The following is an 18,779-nucleotide window of genomic DNA, read 5'->3' on the forward strand; positions in this document are numbered from 1 at the left end:
TGCGCGCAGCGGATGACGGCCGGCCACTGGCGGCCGGCGGCAAGCAGCAAGGGGCCTGGCGATGGCGAGGGAAGAAGGGCTGGTCGTGATGACCGGCAAACCGTGGAGCCGCGGTGCGGCGCTGCGCGATCCGAACGAGGCGCACCGGGCGGCGACGCCGCTCGAACTCTTCTTCGACCTGTGCTTCGTGGTGGCCGTGGCGCAGTTGACCGCGCGGCTGGAGCACGCGTACGCGACCGGCCACCTGGCGGACGGCATCCAGGGCTTCCTGATGGTCATGTTCGCGGTGTGGTGGGCGTGGATGAACTTCACGTGGTTCGCGACCGCGCACGACAGCGACGACGTCCCGTACCGGCTGCTGACGCTGCTGCAGATGGCCGGGGTGCTGATCCTGGCGTCCGGGGTGGATGCGGCGTTCGACGGGGATTCGTACCGGGTCGTGGTGGCCGGGTACGTGGTCATGCGGGTGGCGCTGATCGCGCAGTGGCTGCGGGTGGCGCGGCACCAGCCGACGATAAGGACGCGTGCGCGGCGGTACGCAGCCGGTGTGGGTGCGGTGCAGGTGGCGTGGCTGATCCTGGTGATCCCGGACAACATCACGCTGTTCAAGGCGCTGTTCCTGCCGCTGATCCTGTGCGAGATCGCGGTGCCGATCTGGGCCGAGCGGGCCGGCGCGGGCGAGTTGTGGCATGCCGAGCACATCGCCGAGCGGTACGGGCTGTTCGCGCTGATCATTCTCGGCGAGTCGGTGCTGGCCGCGACGGTGGCGGTCAAGGACGCCACCGACGGCGGTGTGACGGGGTCGATCGTGACGGTGGCCGCGGGTGGCCTGGTGGTCGCCTTCTCGTGCTGGTGGCTGTACTTCGACACGTTGGGCGGGGACGGTCCGGAGACCCAGGTACGGGCGTTCTCCTGGGGCTACGGCCACTATGTGGTGTTCGCGGCGCTGGCCGCGGTGGGCGGCGGCCTGGCGACCGCGGCTGCGGCGGTGGCCGGGCATGGGGACCATCCGATCCCGGAGCGGACGGCGGCGCTCGCGGTGACCGTGCCGCTGGCGTTGTTCCTGACGGCGGTCGCGCTGATCGCGCTGCGTCCGGGCGACCCGTGCGGGCCGGACCGGCTGCGCAAGTGGCTGGCCGCGGCGGCGGCGCTCGTGCTGGCCGGGGTGTTCCTGCCGCCGGCCGGTGCCACCGCGTTCGCGGGCGGGGTGGCCGCGCTGCTGGTCACCGTCGAGACGGTGGCCGCACACCGGCGCTACCGGGCGGCGACCGGCACCGGCTGACCGCCGCCGTCTCCGCCGTCGTCTTCCTCGTCGCCGCCGTCCTCGGTCTCGTCCGGGCCGGTGGGGTAGGCCGGGCGCGTCGGGAATCCGGCCCGGTGCGCGGCCCGGTCGAGGAGGGTGTCCATCAGTGCCGGGTCCGGGGCGAGTTGCGGGCCGTCGCGGTCCACGACGACCAGGATCAGCGTGCCGGCCTCGAAGCGGAGCCCCACCTGCATGCGGGTGGTGGGTTTGGCCCGCGGCCCGCCGGGTTCGTCGATGGACCACAGGAGGGTGGCCGCTGCGGCGGGTTCGAGGACCTGGACGCCGCGGGAGGCTTCCGCGCAGGCGCGGATGGCGTCGACGAGTTGCTCGCCGGTGTCCTTGACCCCTTCGAACAGGGGGTGCCGTATCACGACGTGCCGCAGGCCGCCGGTGCCGTTCGCGAAACTGCGTTCGCGGATGAGCAGCCGGTCCGAGGCGGTGAAGGGGAGTTGCACGCAGCCGGTGCCGCGGTACTCCGGATCCTCGCGCCAGCCTTCCGGTGCGCCGGGCTGCGCCGGAAGGTCCTCGACGGTGAGGAGTGCGGAGGCCGGCAGCGGTAGGGGGGTCTTCATCGCGTCCGGCAGCGACTTCCGGTCGGGGAGCCCGCTGCGCGGCGGGCGGCGGGCGTCGTCGTCCCAGTAGAGGAATGCGGCCACGAAAGCGGCGGCGAGGACGACGGCCAGGACTCCCCATCCGCCGCGGTCAGGCCGTAGCACCGTCCGCCACCGCCGTATCGGCCCCGGCCGCGTGCTCTGCCGCGGCGGCTCCCACGGCCCGCCGAACCCTCCCGACACCCCTGCTCCCCCTGCCTGACGGCGACTGCTGTCCGGCAGTTCCGGACATCCGGCCGGCCGGTTTCGGTTCCCGGTCAGCCGTTGCGGACGAAGAAGAGGATGCCGGAGAGCAAGATGCCGAGGGCCATCACCGTGTAGAAGACTGCTTGGAACCGGGTGGGCCGGATCCAGCCGTCGCGCCACGAATCTCTCTCCTGGTACGGATCTCTCGGATCCCGGTACGCCATTGCGCTCTCCTCGCTTCGGCTCTCGCCGTCCCTTCCCCGGCACCCGGGGAGTCGGCAGCGTAGCGCCGGCCTCTGCCACCGCCGCTTCCGCGGCCTCTGCCGCGGCACCTGCTTCCAGTCTGCCTCCGGCCTGCGGCCGGCCGTCTCCGAGCAGTCCCGAGCTGTTCAGAGCTGTTCAGAGCTGTTCAGAGCCAGTCCGAGATGCTCAGAGCCAGTCCGAGCTGCTCAGAGTTGTTCGGCGAGGTCGCTGTCCTGGGCGACCTCGCGAAGGCACTGGACGAGCAGGTCGACGCCCGCGTGGCTGGTGTCGGCGCGCCAGAAGGCGGTGACGGGCACGTCGGGTGTCCCGGACAGGGGTACTTGGACGATGCCGCGGACGGGGCGCTGCCGAGCCCAGCTGCGCGGCGAGATGCCGAGGCCTTGGCGGTCGACGACGCGGGCGATGACGTCGTCGACGCTGCCGTAGGCCTCGACGATGTCGTCGGCGCCGGCGCGCCGGAGGGCTTCGGTGACGCGGGCGTAGAGCCGGGGGTGGGGGCCGCGCGGCCAGACGACGATGGGTTCGCCGCGGACGAGGTCGGCGACGTCGATCGTGTCGCGGGCGGCCAGTTCGTGGTCGGCGGGGAGCAGGGCGACGAAGGCGAACGTGCCGACGCGGGCGGATTCGAAGCCGGTGCCGAGGTCGGGGAGCCAGCCGATGCCGGCGTCCAGGACGCCTTCGCGGACGTCGGCGACCTGGCGGGCGGTGGGCTCGCTGGTCCACTGCACGCGCAGTTCGGGGTGCCGCACGTGCAGCGCGGAGATGGCGGTGGAGACCAGCGAGGGGCCGAGCCCTGAGGTATACCCCACACGCACCTGCCCGGCCTCGCGGGTGGCGCGGCGGCGGACGTCGGCGCAGGCGTCGTCGAGCAGCCGGAGGGCTTCGTCGACCTGCCGCCGGAAGGCCTCGCCGGCCGGGGTGAGGGTGACCGGGAGGGAGCTGCGGTCGACCAGCCGGGCGCCCAATTGCTGCTCAAGGCGGCGTACCGCCTTGGAGACCATGGGCTGGGACAGGTACAGGCGCGCCGCGGCGCGGCCGAAGTGGCGTTCCTCGGCGACCGCGATGAAGCTCCTGAGATCGCGCAGTTCCATGCGTCCAGGATATGCCCCTGCGGCATAACGTTAGCCGGGACTGGGGGCTTGGCCGGGCCGTCCGGAGCGGCTTTGCTTGAGGCGTCGAAAGCATGCAGTACCGGACGGACCCAGGAGCCGAAGCCATGACGCTCGAGATTCCCCGCATCATCTCGGTGGACGACCACGTCGTCGAGCCCCCGAACCTGTGGCAGGACCGGCTTCCGGCCAAGTTCAAGGACCGCGGGCCGCGTGTGGTGCGCGAGAAGGCGAAGTTCAACTTCGTCGGCGGCGTCTTCTCGTACGAGAAGGGCGCCGAGGACGGCGAGTGGTGCGACTGGTGGCTGTACGACGACCTGGTCTACCCGTTCCCGAAGCTGTCGGCCGCGGTGGGCTTCGACACGCTCGACGTGACGCCGGTCACCTTCGACGACATCCGCCCGGGTGCGTGGATCCAGTCCGAGCGCCTGAAGGACATGGCGGCGAACCACACCGACGCGTCCATCTGCTTCCCGAACATCCTGCCGCGCTTCTGCGGCCAGGCGTTCTACGAGCGCCAGGACAAGGAGCTCGCGCTGCTCTGCGTCCAGGCGTACAACGACTGGATCATCGACGAGTGGTGTGCCGGCGACGGCAAGGGCAAGCTGCTCCCGATGACGCTGATCCCGCTGTGGGACCCGGAGCTGGCCGCCAAGGAGGTGCGCCGCTGCGCGTCGAAGGGCTCGTTCGCGGTGGCGTTCTCGGAGAACCCGGTGCCGCTGGGCCTGCCGTCGGTGCACGACAAGAACCGCTTCTGGGACCCGTTCTTCCGGGCCTGCGAGGAGACCGACACGATCGTGTGCATGCACATCGGGTCGTCCTCGAAGATGCCCTCGACGTCGCCGGACGCGCCGTTCATCGTGTCCTCGACGCTGACGTTCCAGAACGCCATGGGCTCGATGATCGACTACATCTTCTCGGGCGTGCTGGACCGCTTCCCGAAGATGAAGATCGCGTACGCCGAGGGCCAGGTCGGCTGGATGCCGTACGTGCTGGAGCGTGCCGACAAGCTGTGGGCCGAGCGTGACGACAACGACTTCGGCTCGTCGCTGAAGAACAAGCCGTCGTCGTACATCAAGGACCGCATCTACGGCTGCATCTTCGACGACGAGATCGGCCTGCGGAACCGCGACGTGATCGGCATCGACCAGATCTGCTTCGAGGTCGACTACCCGCACGCGGACTCGACGTTCCCGAACACCCACAAGGTCGCCTTCGAGATCGCCACGCAGGCGGGGCTGACCCAGGAGGAGTGCTACAAGCTCTTCCGCGGCAACGCGATCAAGGCGTTCGGCCTGGAGCGCTTCGGCATCACGAAGTAGTCGGCATCACGAAGTAATCGGCCTCACGATGCCGGCTGCTTCATGAGGCGCTCGCCTTCACGAAGCAGCCGGCGTCACACAGCAGCCGGCATCGCCGTCGGCTTCACACCGTCGTAGGCGTCGCGGCCGCGGCGCCCACCGCCGCCGACTCGTGCTCCGGTCCCGTGGCCGGGCTTCCTTCGGGAGCCCGGCCGCGGGCGTTTCCGCGGCGGGGCGCCAGGACGCCGCTCATCAGGGCGAGGCCGAGCATGACCACGCCGCCGCCTGCCCAGTCCCACGCGGTGGGCCGTTCGCCGAGGACCAGCGCGGCCGCCGCGATGCCGACGACCGGCACGAGGAGCGAGTAGGGCGCCACCACGTTCGCCGGGAAGCGGCTGAGCAGGTTGTTCCACAGGCCGTAGCCGATGAACGTGGACACCACCACGACGTAGAGCAGTGCCAGTACGCCGGACATGCCGAGCCCGGTCATCGCCTCGCGGTCCGCGGACCAGCCTTCGAAGGCGAGCGAGAGCCCGAACAGCGGCAGCGGCGCCACGAGCCCGCTCCACACCACGAGGCCGAAGCCGGCCTGGCTGCCGGCCTTGCGGGTGAGCACGTTGCCCATCGCCCAGGCCGCACCGGCCGCCACGACCAGCAGGAACGGTCCGACTCCGGCGCTCTGGCCGCGTCCGACCGCGATCACCCCGAGGCCGGCCGCGGCGAGGGCCAGGGCGGCGAGCCGGGCCCGGGCCGGGCGTTCGCCGAGGAAGAGCAGGGCGAAGAGCACGGTGAACATCGGCTGGCACTGCAGCACGATCGACGACAGCCCGGCCGGCATGCCCAGGTGCATGGCGCTGAACAGCAGGGCGAACTGCAGGACGCAGACGAACATCCCGATGCCCACGAGCAGGGGAAGCGCGATCTTGGGGCGCGGCACGAAGAACACCGCGGGGATCGCCACCAGCGTGAACCGCAGCGCGCCGAAGAGCAGCGGCGGGAAGCTGTCGAGGCCGTAGTCGATGGCCACGAAGTTGAGGCCCCAGATGACGGCGACGAGGACAGCCTGGGTGGAGTGCGAGCGCTGGATGGGCATGACGCAAGTCTCCGGACCGCAATCCCCAAGAACCAGCTAATTTTTCCGGAGCTTATTCGGTAGATTCTCTACATGGATCTCAAGCGCCTCCGCATCCTGCAGACGCTCGCCCGGCACGGCACGGTCGCCGCGGCGGCCGAAAGCCTGCATCTGACGCCGTCCGCGGTGTCGCAGCAGCTCGCGGTGCTCGCGAAGGAAGCGGGCGTGCCGCTGCTGGAGAAGCACGGGCGCGGCGTACGCCTGACGAGTGCCGCGCAGGTGCTGCTCACTCATGCGGACGCGATCGGCGTGCAGTTGGAGCGGGCTCGCGCGGACCTGGCCGCGCATGCGAAGGGCGGGGTGGGGTCGGCGCGGGTGGCGGCGTTCCCGACTGCACTGGCGTACCTGGTGGCTCCGGCGGTGGCGCGGACGCGCACGTCGCATCCGGGGTGGCGGTTCGCGGTGGCGGAGCGGGAGACCGAGGACGCGATCCCGCTGGTCATCGCGGGAGAACTCGACTTGGCGGTGGTCATGAACTCGCCGCAGGTCCCGACCGCCGACCATCCGACGCTGCTGCTGCATCCGCTGCACGACGAGCCGGTGCACATGGCGGTGCCGGCCGGGCATCCGCTGGCCGCGAAGGACGAACTGGACCTCGCCGAGGACCTGGTGGAGGAGGAGTGGGTGCTGACCGCGGACGGCACCGCGTGCCATGCGCTGGCCACGCAGGCCTGCGGGCAGGCCGGGTTCCAGCCCCGGGTGGCGCATTCGGTGACGGACTTCGGTGCGGTGTACGCGATGGTCGCGGCGGGGCTCGGGGTGGCGATGATGCCGCAGATGTCGGTGGCCTCGGCGCCGCCCGGGGTGGCGCTGCGGCCGCTGCGCGCACCCGCGCCGCGCCGGCACCTGTTCGCCGCGGTGCGGCGCGGCAGCGGCAGCACGCCGCTGCTCCCGGCGCTGCGCGAGGTGGCCGCCGAACTGGCCGCGACGCGGTCCTGTGGCGCCCCACATCTCCGGTCGATCTAGACCGACCCGCGGGGCCCCCGGTTATCGTGGCGGCGATTGCCTGCTATTGATTGAGCGTCAGCTAAGGGCGCCTCTCGCTGAGGGCGCACCTCACATGCCAGGAGGACTGGATGGGCATCTGCGACGGCCGCGTTGTGGTGATCACGGGCGCGGGCAACGGCATCGGGCGCTCGCATGCGCTGGCGTTCGCCGCCGAGGGCGCCAAGGTCGTGGTGAACGACCTGGGCGGATCGCGCGACGGCACGGGCGCCTCGGCCGGTCCGGCGCAGGCGGTCGTCGACGAGATCGTGGCGGCGGGCGGCGAGGCGGTCGCGCACGCGGACGACATCTCGACGTGGGACGGCGCTGCGTCGCTGATCCAGCTGGCCATCGACACGTTCGGCCGGATCGACGTGCTGGTCAACAACGCGGGCATCTTGCGCGACCGCATGCTCACCAACATGAGCGAGGCCGAGTGGGACGCGGTCATCAAGGTGCACCTGAAGGGCACCTTCGGCCCGGCCCACCACGCGGCGGCGCACTGGCGCAACCTGGCCAAGGCGGGCGAGGCGGTGGACGCGCGCATCATCAACACGTCGTCGCCGTCCGGGATCTTCGGCAACGTCGGCCAGACGAACTACGGTGCGGCGAAGGCGGGCATCGCGGCGTTCACGGTCATCGCATCGCAGGAGCTGGGCCGCTACGGCGTCACGGTCAACGCGATCGCGCCGACCGCGCTGACCCGTATGACGGAGGACCTGGCGGGCCTGATCGGCGACAGCACCGAGGCCGCGGAGAAACTGGCGCCGGAGAACATCTCGCCGCTGGTGGTGTGGCTCGGTTCGACCGCGTCGGCGGGCGTGACCGGCCGGGTCTTCTCGGTCGCGGGCGGCTCGATCAGCGTGGCGGAGGGCTGGGCGAACGGCCCGACGGTCGACAAGGGCAGCCGCTGGACGCCGGCGGAGCTGACCGAGGTGATCCCGGACCTGGTCGCGAAGGCGGCCCCGAACGCGGGCATGGACGGCACGCGCCCGGTCCAGGCGTAAGGGTCGGACTCTCTGCGTCCCGCGGTGCCGCCCCGGCACCGCGGGACGCGGCAGGAAGGACCCCGCCGCGATGCGCGAACTCCCCCGTCCCATCCCCCTCGACGACATCCTCGCCGCGCCCGGCCACCCCGCTCTCCGCCCCACCGTCACCGGCGACCTCCCGCCGCGCGCCGCCGACGTCCTCACCGTCGTCGACCTCGACGCGGGCAGCCAAGACCCCCAGTACGCCGCCCGCGCACTCGCCGCCGCCACCCGCCTCACCGTCGGCGTCGCGCGACGCCCGTGGCAACCTGCGCTGCAGCAGGTCGTGGACGCCCTGACCCTCACCGTCGTCCAAGCCCCCGAGGCAGGGACAGCACCGGACTGGCCTCCTCGCACCGCGCGTTCGCACATCCACGTGCCCGACCCGTACGCCGAAGCCGCCCGCATCACCGCCGCCGTCGAGCGCACCCCGCGCGCCGCACTCGCGCTCGCGCACCTGCTGCGGATCAACGCCCGCCTGCTCACCACAGCCGCCGACGCCAGCACCAACACCAGTACCGGCACCGGCGCCGGCACCGATGCCCACAACACCACCGACCCGGCCCCCGGCCCCATCGCCGACGCACTCACCGCCGAGTCCCTCACCTACTCCGCGCTCCTCGCCGGCCCCGAGTTCGCCGCCTGGCGCGCCGGACGCCCGTTCCGCCCCAAACCCGCCGTCCCGCCCGACGCCGTCCTCCTCACCCGCGACGGCGACCGGCTCCGGATCACCCTCAACCGCCCCGACCGCCGCAACGCCCTCGGCCACGGCCTCCGCGACGCCCTCATCGACGCACTCGACGTCGTCGCCGCCGACCCGGCCCTGCACGCCGAACTCCGAGGCGCCGGAACGGCCTTCTGCAGCGGTGGCGATCTCGACGAGTTCGGTACGGCAGCCGACCCGGCCACCGCCCACGTCGTCCGCGTCGCACGCTCGGCCGGCCTGGCCCTGCACGCGGTTCGCGACCGCGTCACCCCGTACCTGCACGGCGCCTGCGTAGGCGCCGGAATCGAGGTGCCGGCCTTCGCCGCGAGAGTCCTCGCCGACCCGAACGCCTGGTTCCGACTCCCGGAACTCGACCTGGGCCTGGTCCCCGGCGCGGGCGGCACCGTGAGCATCACCGCACGGATCGGGCGCTGGCGTACGGCCTGGCTGGTCCTGACCGGCGAACGACTCGCGGCGGCCACCGCACTCGAGTGGGGTCTGGTCGACGGCCTGATCGACGCAGCACCGCCACCGCCGCACCCCGGTCACCGCCGGCCGTCCACGCCCCTCCTGGACGTCCTCGCCCGCATGCGCGAGTTGATCGTTCTCCCCGGCAACGATTTCGCCTGGTCCGGCTGGGACGACGCGGCCGAAGCCCTCGAGGAGTTCGACACCCTCGTCGCCGCCATCGAACGCGGCGGGCGCCCGTCCGACATGCGTGTCCTGTTTCTTCCCACCGGTCCGCTGCAGGAACTGTCACTGTCCAGCGGCTGGGGCACCAGGTACTGCGAACTGGCCGCCGAGTTCGATCGGCTGTTCGCCGCCGCCCCGCCCGAAACGTGAGCCGGCCTCAGCCCGACGACCCCGCCTCAGTGATGCGCGTCGATGAACGCCCAAGTCCCGTCGACCCATTGCTGCACCGTGTCCGGGTGGTCGCCCGCCCACACCAGCGCCGCGACGACCGCCCCCAACTGCACGAGGCCCGACACGACGCCCACCCAGCGGCGGCGGCGCGTACGGCGCCCCGGCCCGCGGTCCTCCCCAGCATCGGCCCGCACACCCTCGGCGGTACGCCGATGCGCGTCCGCCGTGGCGTGCTGCGCCGCGTGCATGCCCGGGTCGAATGCCATGCCTGTTCCCTCTCCGCCGCCCCGCGTGTGCGAGTCGCCAGCTACCACGGCCGACAGTACGTAAACGGTTTCCCGCCAAAGACCTCTGTTGCCCAGCCGGGACAGAGCCGTCGCCGCCTGCACACGCAACACCGCCGGGGGTCTCGCATACCGGCTATCCGGCGAAGTCGCCGGCGAATCCGCCCTAGGATCATTGCCGTGGTCGAGTTCCCCAGCGTCGTCGAGTTCATACGCCGCGCACTCGGCACCTTCCACGATCTCGCCCAGCTCGGAGGCCTCGCGCCGGGCCCGCTCCCGCAGCCGGAAGCGCTGCTCACCGACCGTGCGAGGCTCGCCGGGTACGCACCGCAAGGGCGGACCTCCCCCGGCGGCTCATTCCGGATCCTGCGTACCGCCGACGCCCGCTGGCTCGGGCTCAGCCTCGCCCGCCCCGCCGACCTCGCGTCCGTCCCTGCCCTCACCCTCGGCGCACTGCCCGAGCCGCCCGCCGGGCGCCCGGACTGGCCCGCGATGGACGCCTGGGCCGCCACCCAACAGGCCGACGCCGCCTACCGCCAGGCCCTCTTGCTCGACATCCCCGCCGCGCTCCCCGACCGGCGGCAGCGCGCCCGGCACCCCTCACCCTCCGCCCGGCCCCGTGCGTTCCCCGGGCGACTCCCGCACGGCGTACGCGTCCCCCGCGATACCTGGCAGCCGAGCACCCCCGCGCTCCGGGCCGTCCCGGAAAAGTCCGCCCCCGGCCCTGCCTGGTCGACTCCGCGCCCCCGTCCGCTTGTCGTGGACCTCTCGTCCCTCTGGGCCGGTCCGCTGTGCGCCCACCTGCTGGGCCTCGCCGGTGCGCGCGTCGTCAAGGTGGAGAGCACCCGCCGCCCCGACGGCGCCCGTTCGGGACCGTCCGACTTCTACGACCTGCTGCACGGTGGCCATGAGTCCGTGGCCTTCGATTTCACGCGACCAGCCGACCTGGCCAGGCTCGAAGCGGTCCTCTCGCTCGCGGACGTCGTCATCGAGGCGTCCCGCCCCCGCGCCCTCGCCCAACTCGGCATCGACCCGGCCGCGGTGGCTGCTGCCCGGCCCGGGCAGACGTGGGTGTCGATCACCGCGTACGGACGCACCGGCCCCGACGCCAACCGCCCCGGCTTCGGCGACGACGTGGCCTTCGAAGCCGGCCTCCACGACACCGCCCCCGACGACCCGGACACCCCGACCGTCCACGGAGACGCGATCGCCGACCCGCTGACCGGCGTCCATGCCGCGGTGGCGGCGATGTCCGGGCTGGTCACGGGCGGCGGTGCGATGTTCGACGTGTCCATGTACGACGCGGTGACCCTCGCCCTGAGCACCGCCCCGCGATCCCGCAAGGCCCCCGCTCCGCGCCGTACGCCACGCCCCCGCTCCGGCGCGCGCACATCCGCACCACCGCCCCACAAGGCACCTGAACTCGGCGCCCACACCGCTGCGTTCCTCGCCGAGTTCGACATCGCATGACGGGGCGGCTCATCTTCCGCAACGTCGAACTCAACGGCGCCACGCACCATGACGTAGCCGTCACCGGCTTCCACCTCCCCGACGCCAGGCGGCCCGAGACCCCCAAGCTCCCCCGACTCCCCCAACGCCCCCAGCTCCCCGACGCCCCCCTTCCCCGCATCACCGAGATCACCGACGCCGGCGCACTACGACCGACCACCACCCAGCACGACGTCGTCGTGGACGGCCAAGGCGGTGCACTCTTCCGGGGTTTCACCGACCACCACACCCACCTCCACGCCCTCGCCGCCGCCATGCGCTCGGTCGACTGCGGCCCACCGCACGTACGCACCCCCGAAGAACTCGCCACCGCACTCCGGCAGGCCGCCCGCACCCTCCCGCCCACCACCTGGATCCGCGGCATCAACTACCACGAATCCACCGCCGGCCCCCTGACCCGGGCATCCCTCGACGCCCTCGGCGCCACCCACCCTGTCCGGATCCAACACCGCAGCGGCGCCCTGTGGATCCTCAACTCCCCCGCGCTGCGAACTCTCGGACTGGACAGGCCTGGTGACCACCCCTCAGGCGTCGAGACAGACGCCTCCGGACACCCCACCGGCCGCCTCTGGCGCCTCGACGCCTGGCTCCGCGACCGCCTCCACCGCGCAGGCGTCCCGCCCACCGGCCTCCCCGACCTCACCCCGGTCGGCCACCGCTACGCGTCGTACGGCGTGACCGCCCTCACCGACGCAACCCCCGACCTGTCCGATGAAGCCGCCCGCCACATAGCCGACGCCACCCGCACCGGCGCCCTCCCCCAACGCATCACCCTCCTGGGCCGCCCCACCGACGCAACCCCACCCACCCCGCCCTCACAACGGCACCCGGCCCCACCCCCGAATCCCCACCGCATCCTCCAAGGCCCGACCAAACTCCTCCCCCCGGACCACCACCCTTGGCCGTACGACGAGTTGCTGTCCCGCATCACCCGCGCCCGCCGCGGCGCCAACCCCGCCGTGGCAATCCACTGCGTCACCCGCGAAGGCCTCGTCCTGGCCCTGGCCGCCCTAGCCGAAGCCGGCCCACCGCCCCCACCCCACCGCGACCGCATCGAACACGCAGCCGTAGTACCCCCGGAGTTGCTCCCCGAACTGGCCGCACGCCGCATCATCGTCGTCACCCAGCCCACCCTGCTCACCGACCGCGGCGACACGTACACCCGCGACGTCGATCCCGCCGACCTGCCCCACCTCTACCCGTACGCGTCGCTTCTCCGCGCGGGCATCGCCGTCGCCCTGTCCAGCGACGCCCCCTACGGCGACCCGGACCCCTGGCACACCCTCCGCGCCGCCCGCGACCGCCGCACCCCCGCGGGCCGCACCCTCAACCCCACCGAACGCGTCCCCACCCGAACAGCGTTCGCCGCCCTCACCCACCCCGACCCCGGCGCCACCACACCCCGCCCCCTGGCCCCCGGCGACCCCGCCGACCTCTGCCTCCTCCACACCCCACTCCGCGAAGCCCTGGCCGCCCCCGACCACACCCTGGTCCGCCTCACCCTCGCCAACGGCCTCTTGGTCCACGGCACGCCATGATCTACTTCCGATCATGTCCACCACGCCCACCCACTGCTGCGAGACGATGACCCGGCAGGTCGACGCGCAGTGCGACACGCACCCCGACCCCTTCGAGTGCCCGGACGCACTGATCGACTTCAGCGCCAAGTTCCAGGAATACGGCCTGGTCATCCACGACGGCGGCGCATCGGTCATCACCATCGCCTTCTGCCCCTGGTGCGGCCACCGCCTCCCCGATTCCCGCCGCGACGCCTGGTTCGAAGCCCTGGAAAGCCAAGGCATCGACCCCTGGAACGACGAAATCCCCCCGGAGTTCGACGACCACCGCTGGCTGGACTCCCCACCTGCTTGAGGACGTCTCACCCGTCGCCATACACGCTGACCACGGTCCGCCCCCGCACCCACGCCCGACCGTGCATGCCCCAGAACCGGTTACCTCGCGGGTCGGCCCGCTGGCCGCTTCACGGTTCCTCATTCCGGCGGCACCCTTATGGTCCGGGAACTGTCCTTCCCGACCGACCGGGTCCGCTGTGGGATCTCGTCCGGGGACCTGCGTCTGACCTCGCTATGACGGCCCTTCGCATCCGTCAAAGACTCGCCACAGCGTCAGCCCGGGCTGCGACTTTTCCGGCGCGAAGCGGTGGTCCCAGGCGTACGGCGAAGGCGTGACGTCCTCCGTCCGCGTACAGGCCACCTCCACACCATCAGGGAGGTCCTCGAGCACGTACAGCGCGTCCACTTCGCTCATCGTGATCCGTACCGTGTCGCCATCGGCGTTGTCGTACGTCCGCTCCTCTCGGCAGCCGATCTCCCCGCGACTCCTACCGCGCGATCCGCACAATTGACGTGCCTCGTCCGATGTGTCCGGGTAGCGTGCGCCGACATGGCATCTGATGTTGAACGCCCTGCGCTCCGCGCGGACGAACGGACCGCGCTCGTCGGCTGGCTGGACGCGCAGCGGCAGATCCTACGCTGGAAATGCGAAGGCCTGAGCGACGACGACGCGCACCGCGCGCTCATCCCCACCTCACCTCTGATGACGCTGGCCGGCCTCATCTCCCACGCTCGATGGACCGAACACATGTGGTTCGAGGTGCTGTTCCTCGACGCGGACACGAGCGTCAACCCGGCCTTCGACAAGACCATCGAGGACGCCGAGTGGAAGACCGGCGGCCGGCCGCTCGCCGAGCTTCTCGCCGAGTACGAGGCCCAGTGCGCCCGCAGCAACGAGATTGTCGCCGCCGCCTCTCTCGACGACGTAGGACGCAACACCGAGTACCACTCCGGCGGCGCCAATCTGCGTTGGATGCTGATCCACGTCATCGAGGAGACTGCACGGCACGCCGGCCACGCCGACATCGTCCGCGAACTGCTGGACGGCGGAAAGGGTTACTTCTGAGACCCGGTCGACAGCTCATGGCGTCGTAGGCTGCCGCGCATGCACAGCACCCTGGCCGAGCACGCCCGATGCGTCTATGGAGACGAGTATCGTCCGACACCGCCATGCGATCGGGACCACCGCGAGCACTACTTCGTCGAAGAGCTGACGTTCGCCGACGCGGACGCGATCTGCCGGTTTGGATTCGCAACCTCGCCTATCGCCTCGTCCTGCTGCAGCGACCGGACGAGCCGGCTCTGCTGCGGGAGGCCGCGCAGAGCCTGTGCATGTACGGTCCGAGCTGGGACGACATCGCAAAAGCCCTCATAAAGCAGGCCGACGAGCTGGAATCCCGCTGAGCCGAACCGGCCTCTCCGGTCTTGAGCCACGGGCAGATCCAAGATCCAAGAGGCCGTGCCGGCACCCGCTCGACCATCTGTTTCGCCCGGCTCAGACTCTCATCCCGTCGCGCAGTTCCTCGGTGATCGTGCGCAGCGTCCGGCCCGTCAAGTCCGGTGGGGTCGGGGACGCCACGGTGTCTGCTTGGACCACCATCCCGACGTCGCCACCGCCGTCGACCGGGATGCGTACGAACGCGACGGTGTTCCCACCCGGTGGCATCACCACGTCGCCCGGGGCGGGCGTCTTCCGGGCCCATTCCAGGAACGGCTCGGACGAAAGGCTGATCCTGCCCGCCGCGACGATCGCCGGCAGGAGCAGGTTGCGTGCCGATGCGTCCTCGGTGGCGACGACGGTGAGCTTGACGGCCCGGGCACCGACCCGGAACGTGCAGTCGATGCTCGGGTACGCCTTGCGCGCCGGCAGCGAAGGCGGCGGTACCGGAGGCGGCGTCGAGAAGGTCGGTACGCCGCCCGCCTGCGCCGGGACCAACTCCCCCGCGCTCGCCGGATCGCCCGGTTCCACCCGCGCATCGATGCCGGCCTTCCTGGCGGCCGCGGCCATGTCGACCTTGAACGGGCACGGCGCCCCCGGCGCCAGGCCCGCCTGCGCGGCCGCGACTTCGGCCACTGTTATCTGCCCCGGCGGCCCGTCCGACGACGAACACCCGGACGCCGCAAGCACCATGACCGCCGCCGCGCACAGCCAGCCGTACAGACGAACCGGCCGCACGCGCGACGCATCCCGTATGCCCATGTGCCGAACCCTAGGCCGCATCAGCCAGTCCGTCGCCGATTCGGACCAGTCCGGACGCCGCGCGGTTCGCGGGCGGCGGCGGTTGCCCTTTGGTGCGGGGGTTCGGCAACACTGTGCGGCATGGAGTACTCCCGATTCCTCGAGTGCCTGGCAGCCGACTTCGCGCGATTGCGGGACGCCGCGGCCGCCGCTCCGGCCGCGGGCGTACCGAGTTGCCCCGGTTGGACGGTCGCCGATCTGACGCGTCACGTCGGCGAGGTCTACCTGCACAAGACGCTGGCGATGCGCGACGGCGCCGAGCCCGAGCCGTGGCCGCCGGACGAACTGGCCGATACCGTGCCGCTGTCCCTGCTCGACGACGGATACGCGTCTCTGACCGCGGAGTTCGCCGCCCGGAAGCCCGGCGACCCGGCCGGCTCCTGGTACGCGCCGGACCCCACGGTCGGCTTCTGGATCCGCCGCATGGCGCACGAGACGGCGATCCACCGCATCGACGCCGAACTCGGTGCCGGACGCCCCGTCGCCCCGGTTCCCGACGACCTCGCCGTGGACGGCATCGACGAGTTGCTCAGGGTCTTCGTCGCGTACAGCGTGTCCGCGTGGGGCGAGTACTTCACGGACATCCTGGCCGGCTCGCCCGGGCGGACGTACGTGGTGCAGACCGACGGCGCTGCCTGGCGGGCCCGGACCGCGCCTGGGCTCTTCGAGGTCGAGGACGGCCCCGGCGACGACGCCGCCGACGTCCACATCACCGGCGCGCCCATGTCGGTGCTGCGCTGGTTGTGGCGCCGTACGGACGCCGACCGACCCAGCGGCGTGACCGTGGAAGGCGACCCGGAGGCCGTGGACGCGTTGCGGCGCTGCATCGAGGTCGCCACCCAGTAGCCGGCCGCGTCCGCATCGGCCGCGGCTCGGCCGCCCGCGCGCACCGGCACCTCCGTATCTGTACCCGCCGCATTGCACCTGACGGTACGTCAGAAATACTGGGCCGGACGCGCCGGCACAGGACGGCGTGGACAGTTCGAACGGCGCAGTACGGCGTGGAACGGAGCAAGGCCATGGCCCGCGTGTACGAGATCGACTCGGTGGTGCCGGTGATCGACCCGACGGCGTTCGTGCACCCCGATGCGGTGCTGGTCGGGGACGTGGTCATCGGTCCCCGCTGTTACATCGGGCCGCTGGTGAGCCTGCGCGGCGACTTCGGGCGCATCACCGTCGGCCCCGGCGCCAACGTGCAGGACGGCTGCGTCGTGCACTGCTTCCCCGGCACCGACACCGTCATCGAGGAGGACGGGCACGTCGGCCACGGTGCGATCCTGCACGGCTGCCGGGTCGGGCGCGGCGTGCTGGTGGGCATGAACGCGGTGGTCATGGACGGCGTCGACCTCGGCGAGTACGCGTTCGTCGCCGCACACACGTTCGTCAAGGCCGGCACCGCGGTCCCGGCGCGGCACTTGATCACCGGCTCGCCCGGGGTCGTGACGCGCGAGCTGACGGACACCGAACTGGCCTGGAAGGCCAACGGCACCCGCGTCTACCAGGACCTCGCCGCGCGCTCGCTGGCGAGCCTGCGGCCGGCCACCGCACTGACCGCGGTCGAGCCGGACCGGCGCCGGGTCGGTACGGACACGAGCGTGGCCGTACCGCTGCACACGTACCGCGAGCGCGACCGCGAACACGACCGCGAGCAGAACACGGGCGGCGCGGACGCAAACGGAGCGCCGCTCTAGAAACAGAGCACAGCCCCGGAAAGAGAGCACAGCCGCGGAGGCAGAGCACCAGCCTGGGGAAAGAGCATCGGCCCGGGGAGAGAGCACTGGTCCGGGCGAAGAGCAATGGCCTGGGCGCAGAGCGCACGCCTTGGCGTAGAACACAGCCCTGGCATGGGAGCGCAGCCCCGGATCGAGAGCAGTGCTCTCGATCCGTACCGGTGCCCTACGCCGGAAGCGGCGGTGCCGGCACCGCGCTGGTGATCACCTGGCAGCGCACGCCGGCCGGGTCGGCGATCATCGCCATGCGCCCGACGCCGTCCAGGTCCATCGCGGGCACGACCACCGATCCACCGGCCGCGACCGCCCGGGCCACCGCCGCATCGCAGTCGGCGACCTCGAAGTACGGGTACCAGCTCGGCGCGGCATCGTGCCCCGGCATGTCCGAAGCCGGGTCGACACCCACCAGGCCGCCCGTCTCGCCGCCCTCGTCCTGCGCGGCCGGGGTGATCACCGTGTACTCGGCACCGCCCGCCATCGGCACCGCCTGGAAGCGCCACGCGAAGACCGCGGTGTAGAAGGCCTCGGCCTTGGCGGCGTCGTCGGTGAGCAGCTCGGTCCAGGCCAGCGACCCGACCTCGTTGACGACCTCCAGCCCCTTGGTGTCGCCGGGCTGCCACGCCGCGAACCGCACCCCGGACGGGTCCACGAAGTGCGCCTCGCGCCCGTTGGTGAAGACGTCCTCGGGTGCGCGCCGGACCGTGCCGCCGGCTCCCTCGACCGCCTTGGCGAGCGCCTCGGCATCGGCGGTGTGGAAGTAGAGCGTCCAGCACGGGAACTCGTCGTCGCCCGCGGTGCAGGGATACAGCGCGGCGGCGCTGCGGCCGCCCGTCACGAAGGTCCCGTACCCGCCGAACTCGGGCCCGAGCGGTTGGAAGTCCCAGTCGAACAGCGCCTGGTAGAAGTGCACGGAGGCGTCCACGTCGAGCGTGGACAGTTCGAGCCAGATCGGCGATCCGGGAGTGAACCGGGTCGTGAGCATGGGGTCCTCCAGGGGTCGGGCCGGCGATGCCGATCACGGAACCTTCTCGAACTATTATTCGAATCAGCGATCATGATCGCCATCGGAACGGCGTTTTCCGGCCACTCCGGCCGCGGCCGCCGACCGGGCCTACCCGCAAAAGCGAGCTCCCCTCCCCACGAGAAACTCGTCACATCTGGACATAGGGGTGTTTAAACCTCTCACCTGTGTGACCTAACCTCGAAGCCACATCCGAGCACCGCGCGTCCCCCGCCACCTGCCGCCGGGCGGACAACTCATCGCCACCGCGGGCCGTCGGGAAGGGCTGCGCCTTGATCCTCCTCGTGTCACTCGTCTTCGGCGCGCTCGCCGCCATCACCCTGGTCGCCGCCTCGACCGGCTACCGCGGCATCGCCTGCGACCCCGACCGCGGCTACGTCTTCCCCGAGCACGTCGTCCGCGACCCCGAACTCAACCGCCGCGCGAACCAGAGCGTGGCCTTCTGGTGCACGGGTGTCTCGGTGCTGGCCGTGGCCCCGCTCTTCCCCCTCGTGCAGCTGATGACCGACGGAGTCGAGGGCCAATCGCTCACCACGTCGTCGGCCACCGTCCTGGCCGCGTACGGTCTCGGCCTCGTCGCCATGGGCCGCGTCCCGTTCGAGCTCATCAAGCGCTACGCCGCCGCCCCGACCGGCACCCCGGCCGGCGACTGACC

General features: G+C 71.7%; 20 protein-coding genes and 1 pseudogene. 13 read left to right on the top strand and 8 right to left on the bottom strand.

Features of this window, described 5'->3' with window-relative positions; translation table 11 throughout:
* Positions 1–61 precede the first annotated feature (61 nt).
* A complete protein-coding gene (locus LZ495_RS00225) occupies positions 62–1,282 on the top strand; it encodes a low temperature requirement protein A (RefSeq protein WP_235049688.1) in 1,221 nt (406 codons plus the stop codon).
* Here the strand turns inward: LZ495_RS00225 and LZ495_RS00230 are convergent.
* The 3 genes from LZ495_RS00230 to LZ495_RS00240 all read right to left on the bottom strand — a co-directional run bounded on the left by LZ495_RS00230 (position 1,255) and on the right by LZ495_RS00240 (position 3,455).
* Positions 1,255–2,019 carry a hypothetical protein gene (locus tag LZ495_RS00230; protein ID WP_235049689.1) on the bottom strand — a complete coding sequence of 255 codons (765 nt, stop codon included), beginning with the start codon at positions 2,017–2,019 and terminating at the stop codon, positions 1,255–1,257. The two genes, LZ495_RS00225 and LZ495_RS00230, sit on opposite strands and share 28 nt — an antisense overlap.
* Before the next feature lie 152 nt (positions 2,020–2,171).
* Positions 2,172–2,324: a hypothetical protein gene (locus LZ495_RS00235; protein ID WP_235049690.1), complete on the bottom strand. Its 153-nt coding sequence runs from the start codon at positions 2,322–2,324 to the stop codon at positions 2,172–2,174.
* A 225-nt stretch (positions 2,325–2,549) separates the two neighbouring features.
* A complete protein-coding gene (locus LZ495_RS00240) occupies positions 2,550–3,455 on the bottom strand; it encodes a LysR family transcriptional regulator (protein ID WP_235049691.1) in 906 nt (301 codons plus the stop codon).
* A gap of 125 nt (positions 3,456–3,580) precedes the next feature.
* Between LZ495_RS00240 and LZ495_RS00245 the strand changes: the two genes are divergently transcribed.
* Entirely contained in the window at positions 3,581–4,795 is a 1,215-nt protein-coding gene (locus LZ495_RS00245) for an amidohydrolase family protein (protein ID WP_235049692.1), read from the top strand.
* A gap of 103 nt (positions 4,796–4,898) precedes the next feature.
* Here LZ495_RS00245 and LZ495_RS00250 read toward each other — a convergent pair whose 3' ends face one another.
* Positions 4,899–5,867, bottom strand: coding sequence for an EamA family transporter (locus tag LZ495_RS00250; RefSeq protein ID WP_235049693.1), 969 nt, complete (start codon positions 5,865–5,867; stop codon positions 4,899–4,901).
* 72 nt (positions 5,868–5,939) lie between these two features.
* Between LZ495_RS00250 and LZ495_RS00255 the strand changes: the two genes are divergently transcribed.
* From LZ495_RS00255 to LZ495_RS00265, 3 genes are all read left to right on the top strand, one after another.
* Complete coding sequence (locus LZ495_RS00255) at positions 5,940–6,872, top strand: LysR family transcriptional regulator (protein WP_235049694.1); 933 nt, start codon at positions 5,940–5,942, stop codon at positions 6,870–6,872.
* Between the two features lie 110 nt (positions 6,873–6,982).
* Positions 6,983–7,897, top strand: coding sequence for an SDR family oxidoreductase (locus tag LZ495_RS00260; RefSeq protein ID WP_235049695.1), 915 nt, complete (start codon positions 6,983–6,985; stop codon positions 7,895–7,897).
* A gap of 70 nt (positions 7,898–7,967) precedes the next feature.
* Complete coding sequence (locus LZ495_RS00265) at positions 7,968–9,467, top strand: enoyl-CoA hydratase/isomerase family protein (protein ID WP_235049696.1); 1,500 nt, start codon at positions 7,968–7,970, stop codon at positions 9,465–9,467.
* 26 nt (positions 9,468–9,493) lie between these two features.
* Here the strand turns inward: LZ495_RS00265 and LZ495_RS00270 are convergent, their stop codons facing one another.
* Positions 9,494–9,754, bottom strand: coding sequence for a hypothetical protein (locus tag LZ495_RS00270; protein ID WP_235049697.1), 261 nt, complete (start codon positions 9,752–9,754; stop codon positions 9,494–9,496).
* A gap of 198 nt (positions 9,755–9,952) precedes the next feature.
* Between LZ495_RS00270 and LZ495_RS00275 the strand changes: the two genes are divergently transcribed.
* Genes LZ495_RS00275 through LZ495_RS00285 form a run of 3 tightly spaced genes read left to right on the top strand, consistent with a single transcriptional unit; the run spans position 9,953 to position 13,153 of the window.
* Positions 9,953–11,242: a CoA transferase gene (locus LZ495_RS00275; protein WP_308267407.1), complete on the top strand. Its 1,290-nt coding sequence runs from the start codon at positions 9,953–9,955 to the stop codon at positions 11,240–11,242.
* Positions 11,239–12,819 carry an amidohydrolase family protein gene (locus LZ495_RS00280; protein ID WP_268822168.1) on the top strand — a complete coding sequence of 527 codons (1,581 nt, stop codon included), beginning with the start codon at positions 11,239–11,241 and terminating at the stop codon, positions 12,817–12,819. Before LZ495_RS00275 ends, LZ495_RS00280 begins: the two co-directional genes overlap by 4 nt.
* Positions 12,820–12,832: 13 nt before the next feature.
* Positions 12,833–13,153: a DUF6980 family protein gene (locus tag LZ495_RS00285; protein WP_235049698.1), complete on the top strand. Its 321-nt coding sequence runs from the start codon at positions 12,833–12,835 to the stop codon at positions 13,151–13,153.
* Positions 13,154–13,366: 213 nt separating this feature from the next.
* On the opposite strand, the gene LZ495_RS00290 is transcribed toward LZ495_RS00285, so the two are convergent.
* A complete protein-coding gene (locus tag LZ495_RS00290) occupies positions 13,367–13,549 on the bottom strand; it encodes a hypothetical protein (RefSeq protein ID WP_235049699.1) in 183 nt (60 codons plus the stop codon).
* Between the two features lie 135 nt (positions 13,550–13,684).
* On the opposite strand from LZ495_RS00290, the gene LZ495_RS00295 reads away from it, so the two are divergent.
* Positions 13,685–14,200, top strand: a complete 516-nt coding sequence (locus LZ495_RS00295; RefSeq protein ID WP_235049700.1) for a DinB family protein — start codon at positions 13,685–13,687, stop codon at positions 14,198–14,200.
* Between the two features lie 39 nt (positions 14,201–14,239).
* Positions 14,240–14,538 (top strand): annotated as a pseudogene (locus LZ495_RS00300) (hypothetical protein).
* Between the two features lie 91 nt (positions 14,539–14,629).
* Here LZ495_RS00300 and LZ495_RS00305 read toward each other — a convergent pair.
* On the bottom strand, positions 14,630–15,334 hold the full coding sequence (locus tag LZ495_RS00305; RefSeq protein WP_235049701.1) for a hypothetical protein: 705 nt from the start codon (positions 15,332–15,334) through the stop codon (positions 14,630–14,632).
* A gap of 120 nt (positions 15,335–15,454) precedes the next feature.
* Between LZ495_RS00305 and LZ495_RS00310 the strand changes: the two genes are divergently transcribed.
* On the top strand, positions 15,455–16,219 hold the full coding sequence (locus tag LZ495_RS00310) for a maleylpyruvate isomerase family mycothiol-dependent enzyme (protein WP_235049702.1): 765 nt from the start codon (positions 15,455–15,457) through the stop codon (positions 16,217–16,219).
* Positions 16,220–16,392: 173 nt separating this feature from the next.
* On the top strand, positions 16,393–17,064 hold the full coding sequence (locus LZ495_RS00315) for a gamma carbonic anhydrase family protein (RefSeq protein WP_235049703.1): 672 nt from the start codon (positions 16,393–16,395) through the stop codon (positions 17,062–17,064).
* A 205-nt stretch (positions 17,065–17,269) separates the two neighbouring features.
* Here the strand turns inward: LZ495_RS00315 and LZ495_RS00320 are convergent, their stop codons facing one another.
* Positions 17,270–18,085, bottom strand: a complete 816-nt coding sequence (locus LZ495_RS00320) for a VOC family protein (RefSeq protein ID WP_235049704.1) — start codon at positions 18,083–18,085, stop codon at positions 17,270–17,272.
* A 311-nt stretch (positions 18,086–18,396) separates the two neighbouring features.
* Here LZ495_RS00320 and LZ495_RS00325 point away from each other — a divergent pair, with 311 nt between their 5' ends.
* Positions 18,397–18,777, top strand: a complete 381-nt coding sequence (locus LZ495_RS00325) for a hypothetical protein (RefSeq protein WP_235049705.1) — start codon at positions 18,397–18,399, stop codon at positions 18,775–18,777.
* Positions 18,778–18,779 lie beyond the last annotated feature (2 nt).

This window comes from Yinghuangia soli, assembly GCF_021502675.1.
GTDB lineage: Bacteria > Actinomycetota > Actinomycetes > Streptomycetales > Streptomycetaceae > Yinghuangia > Yinghuangia soli.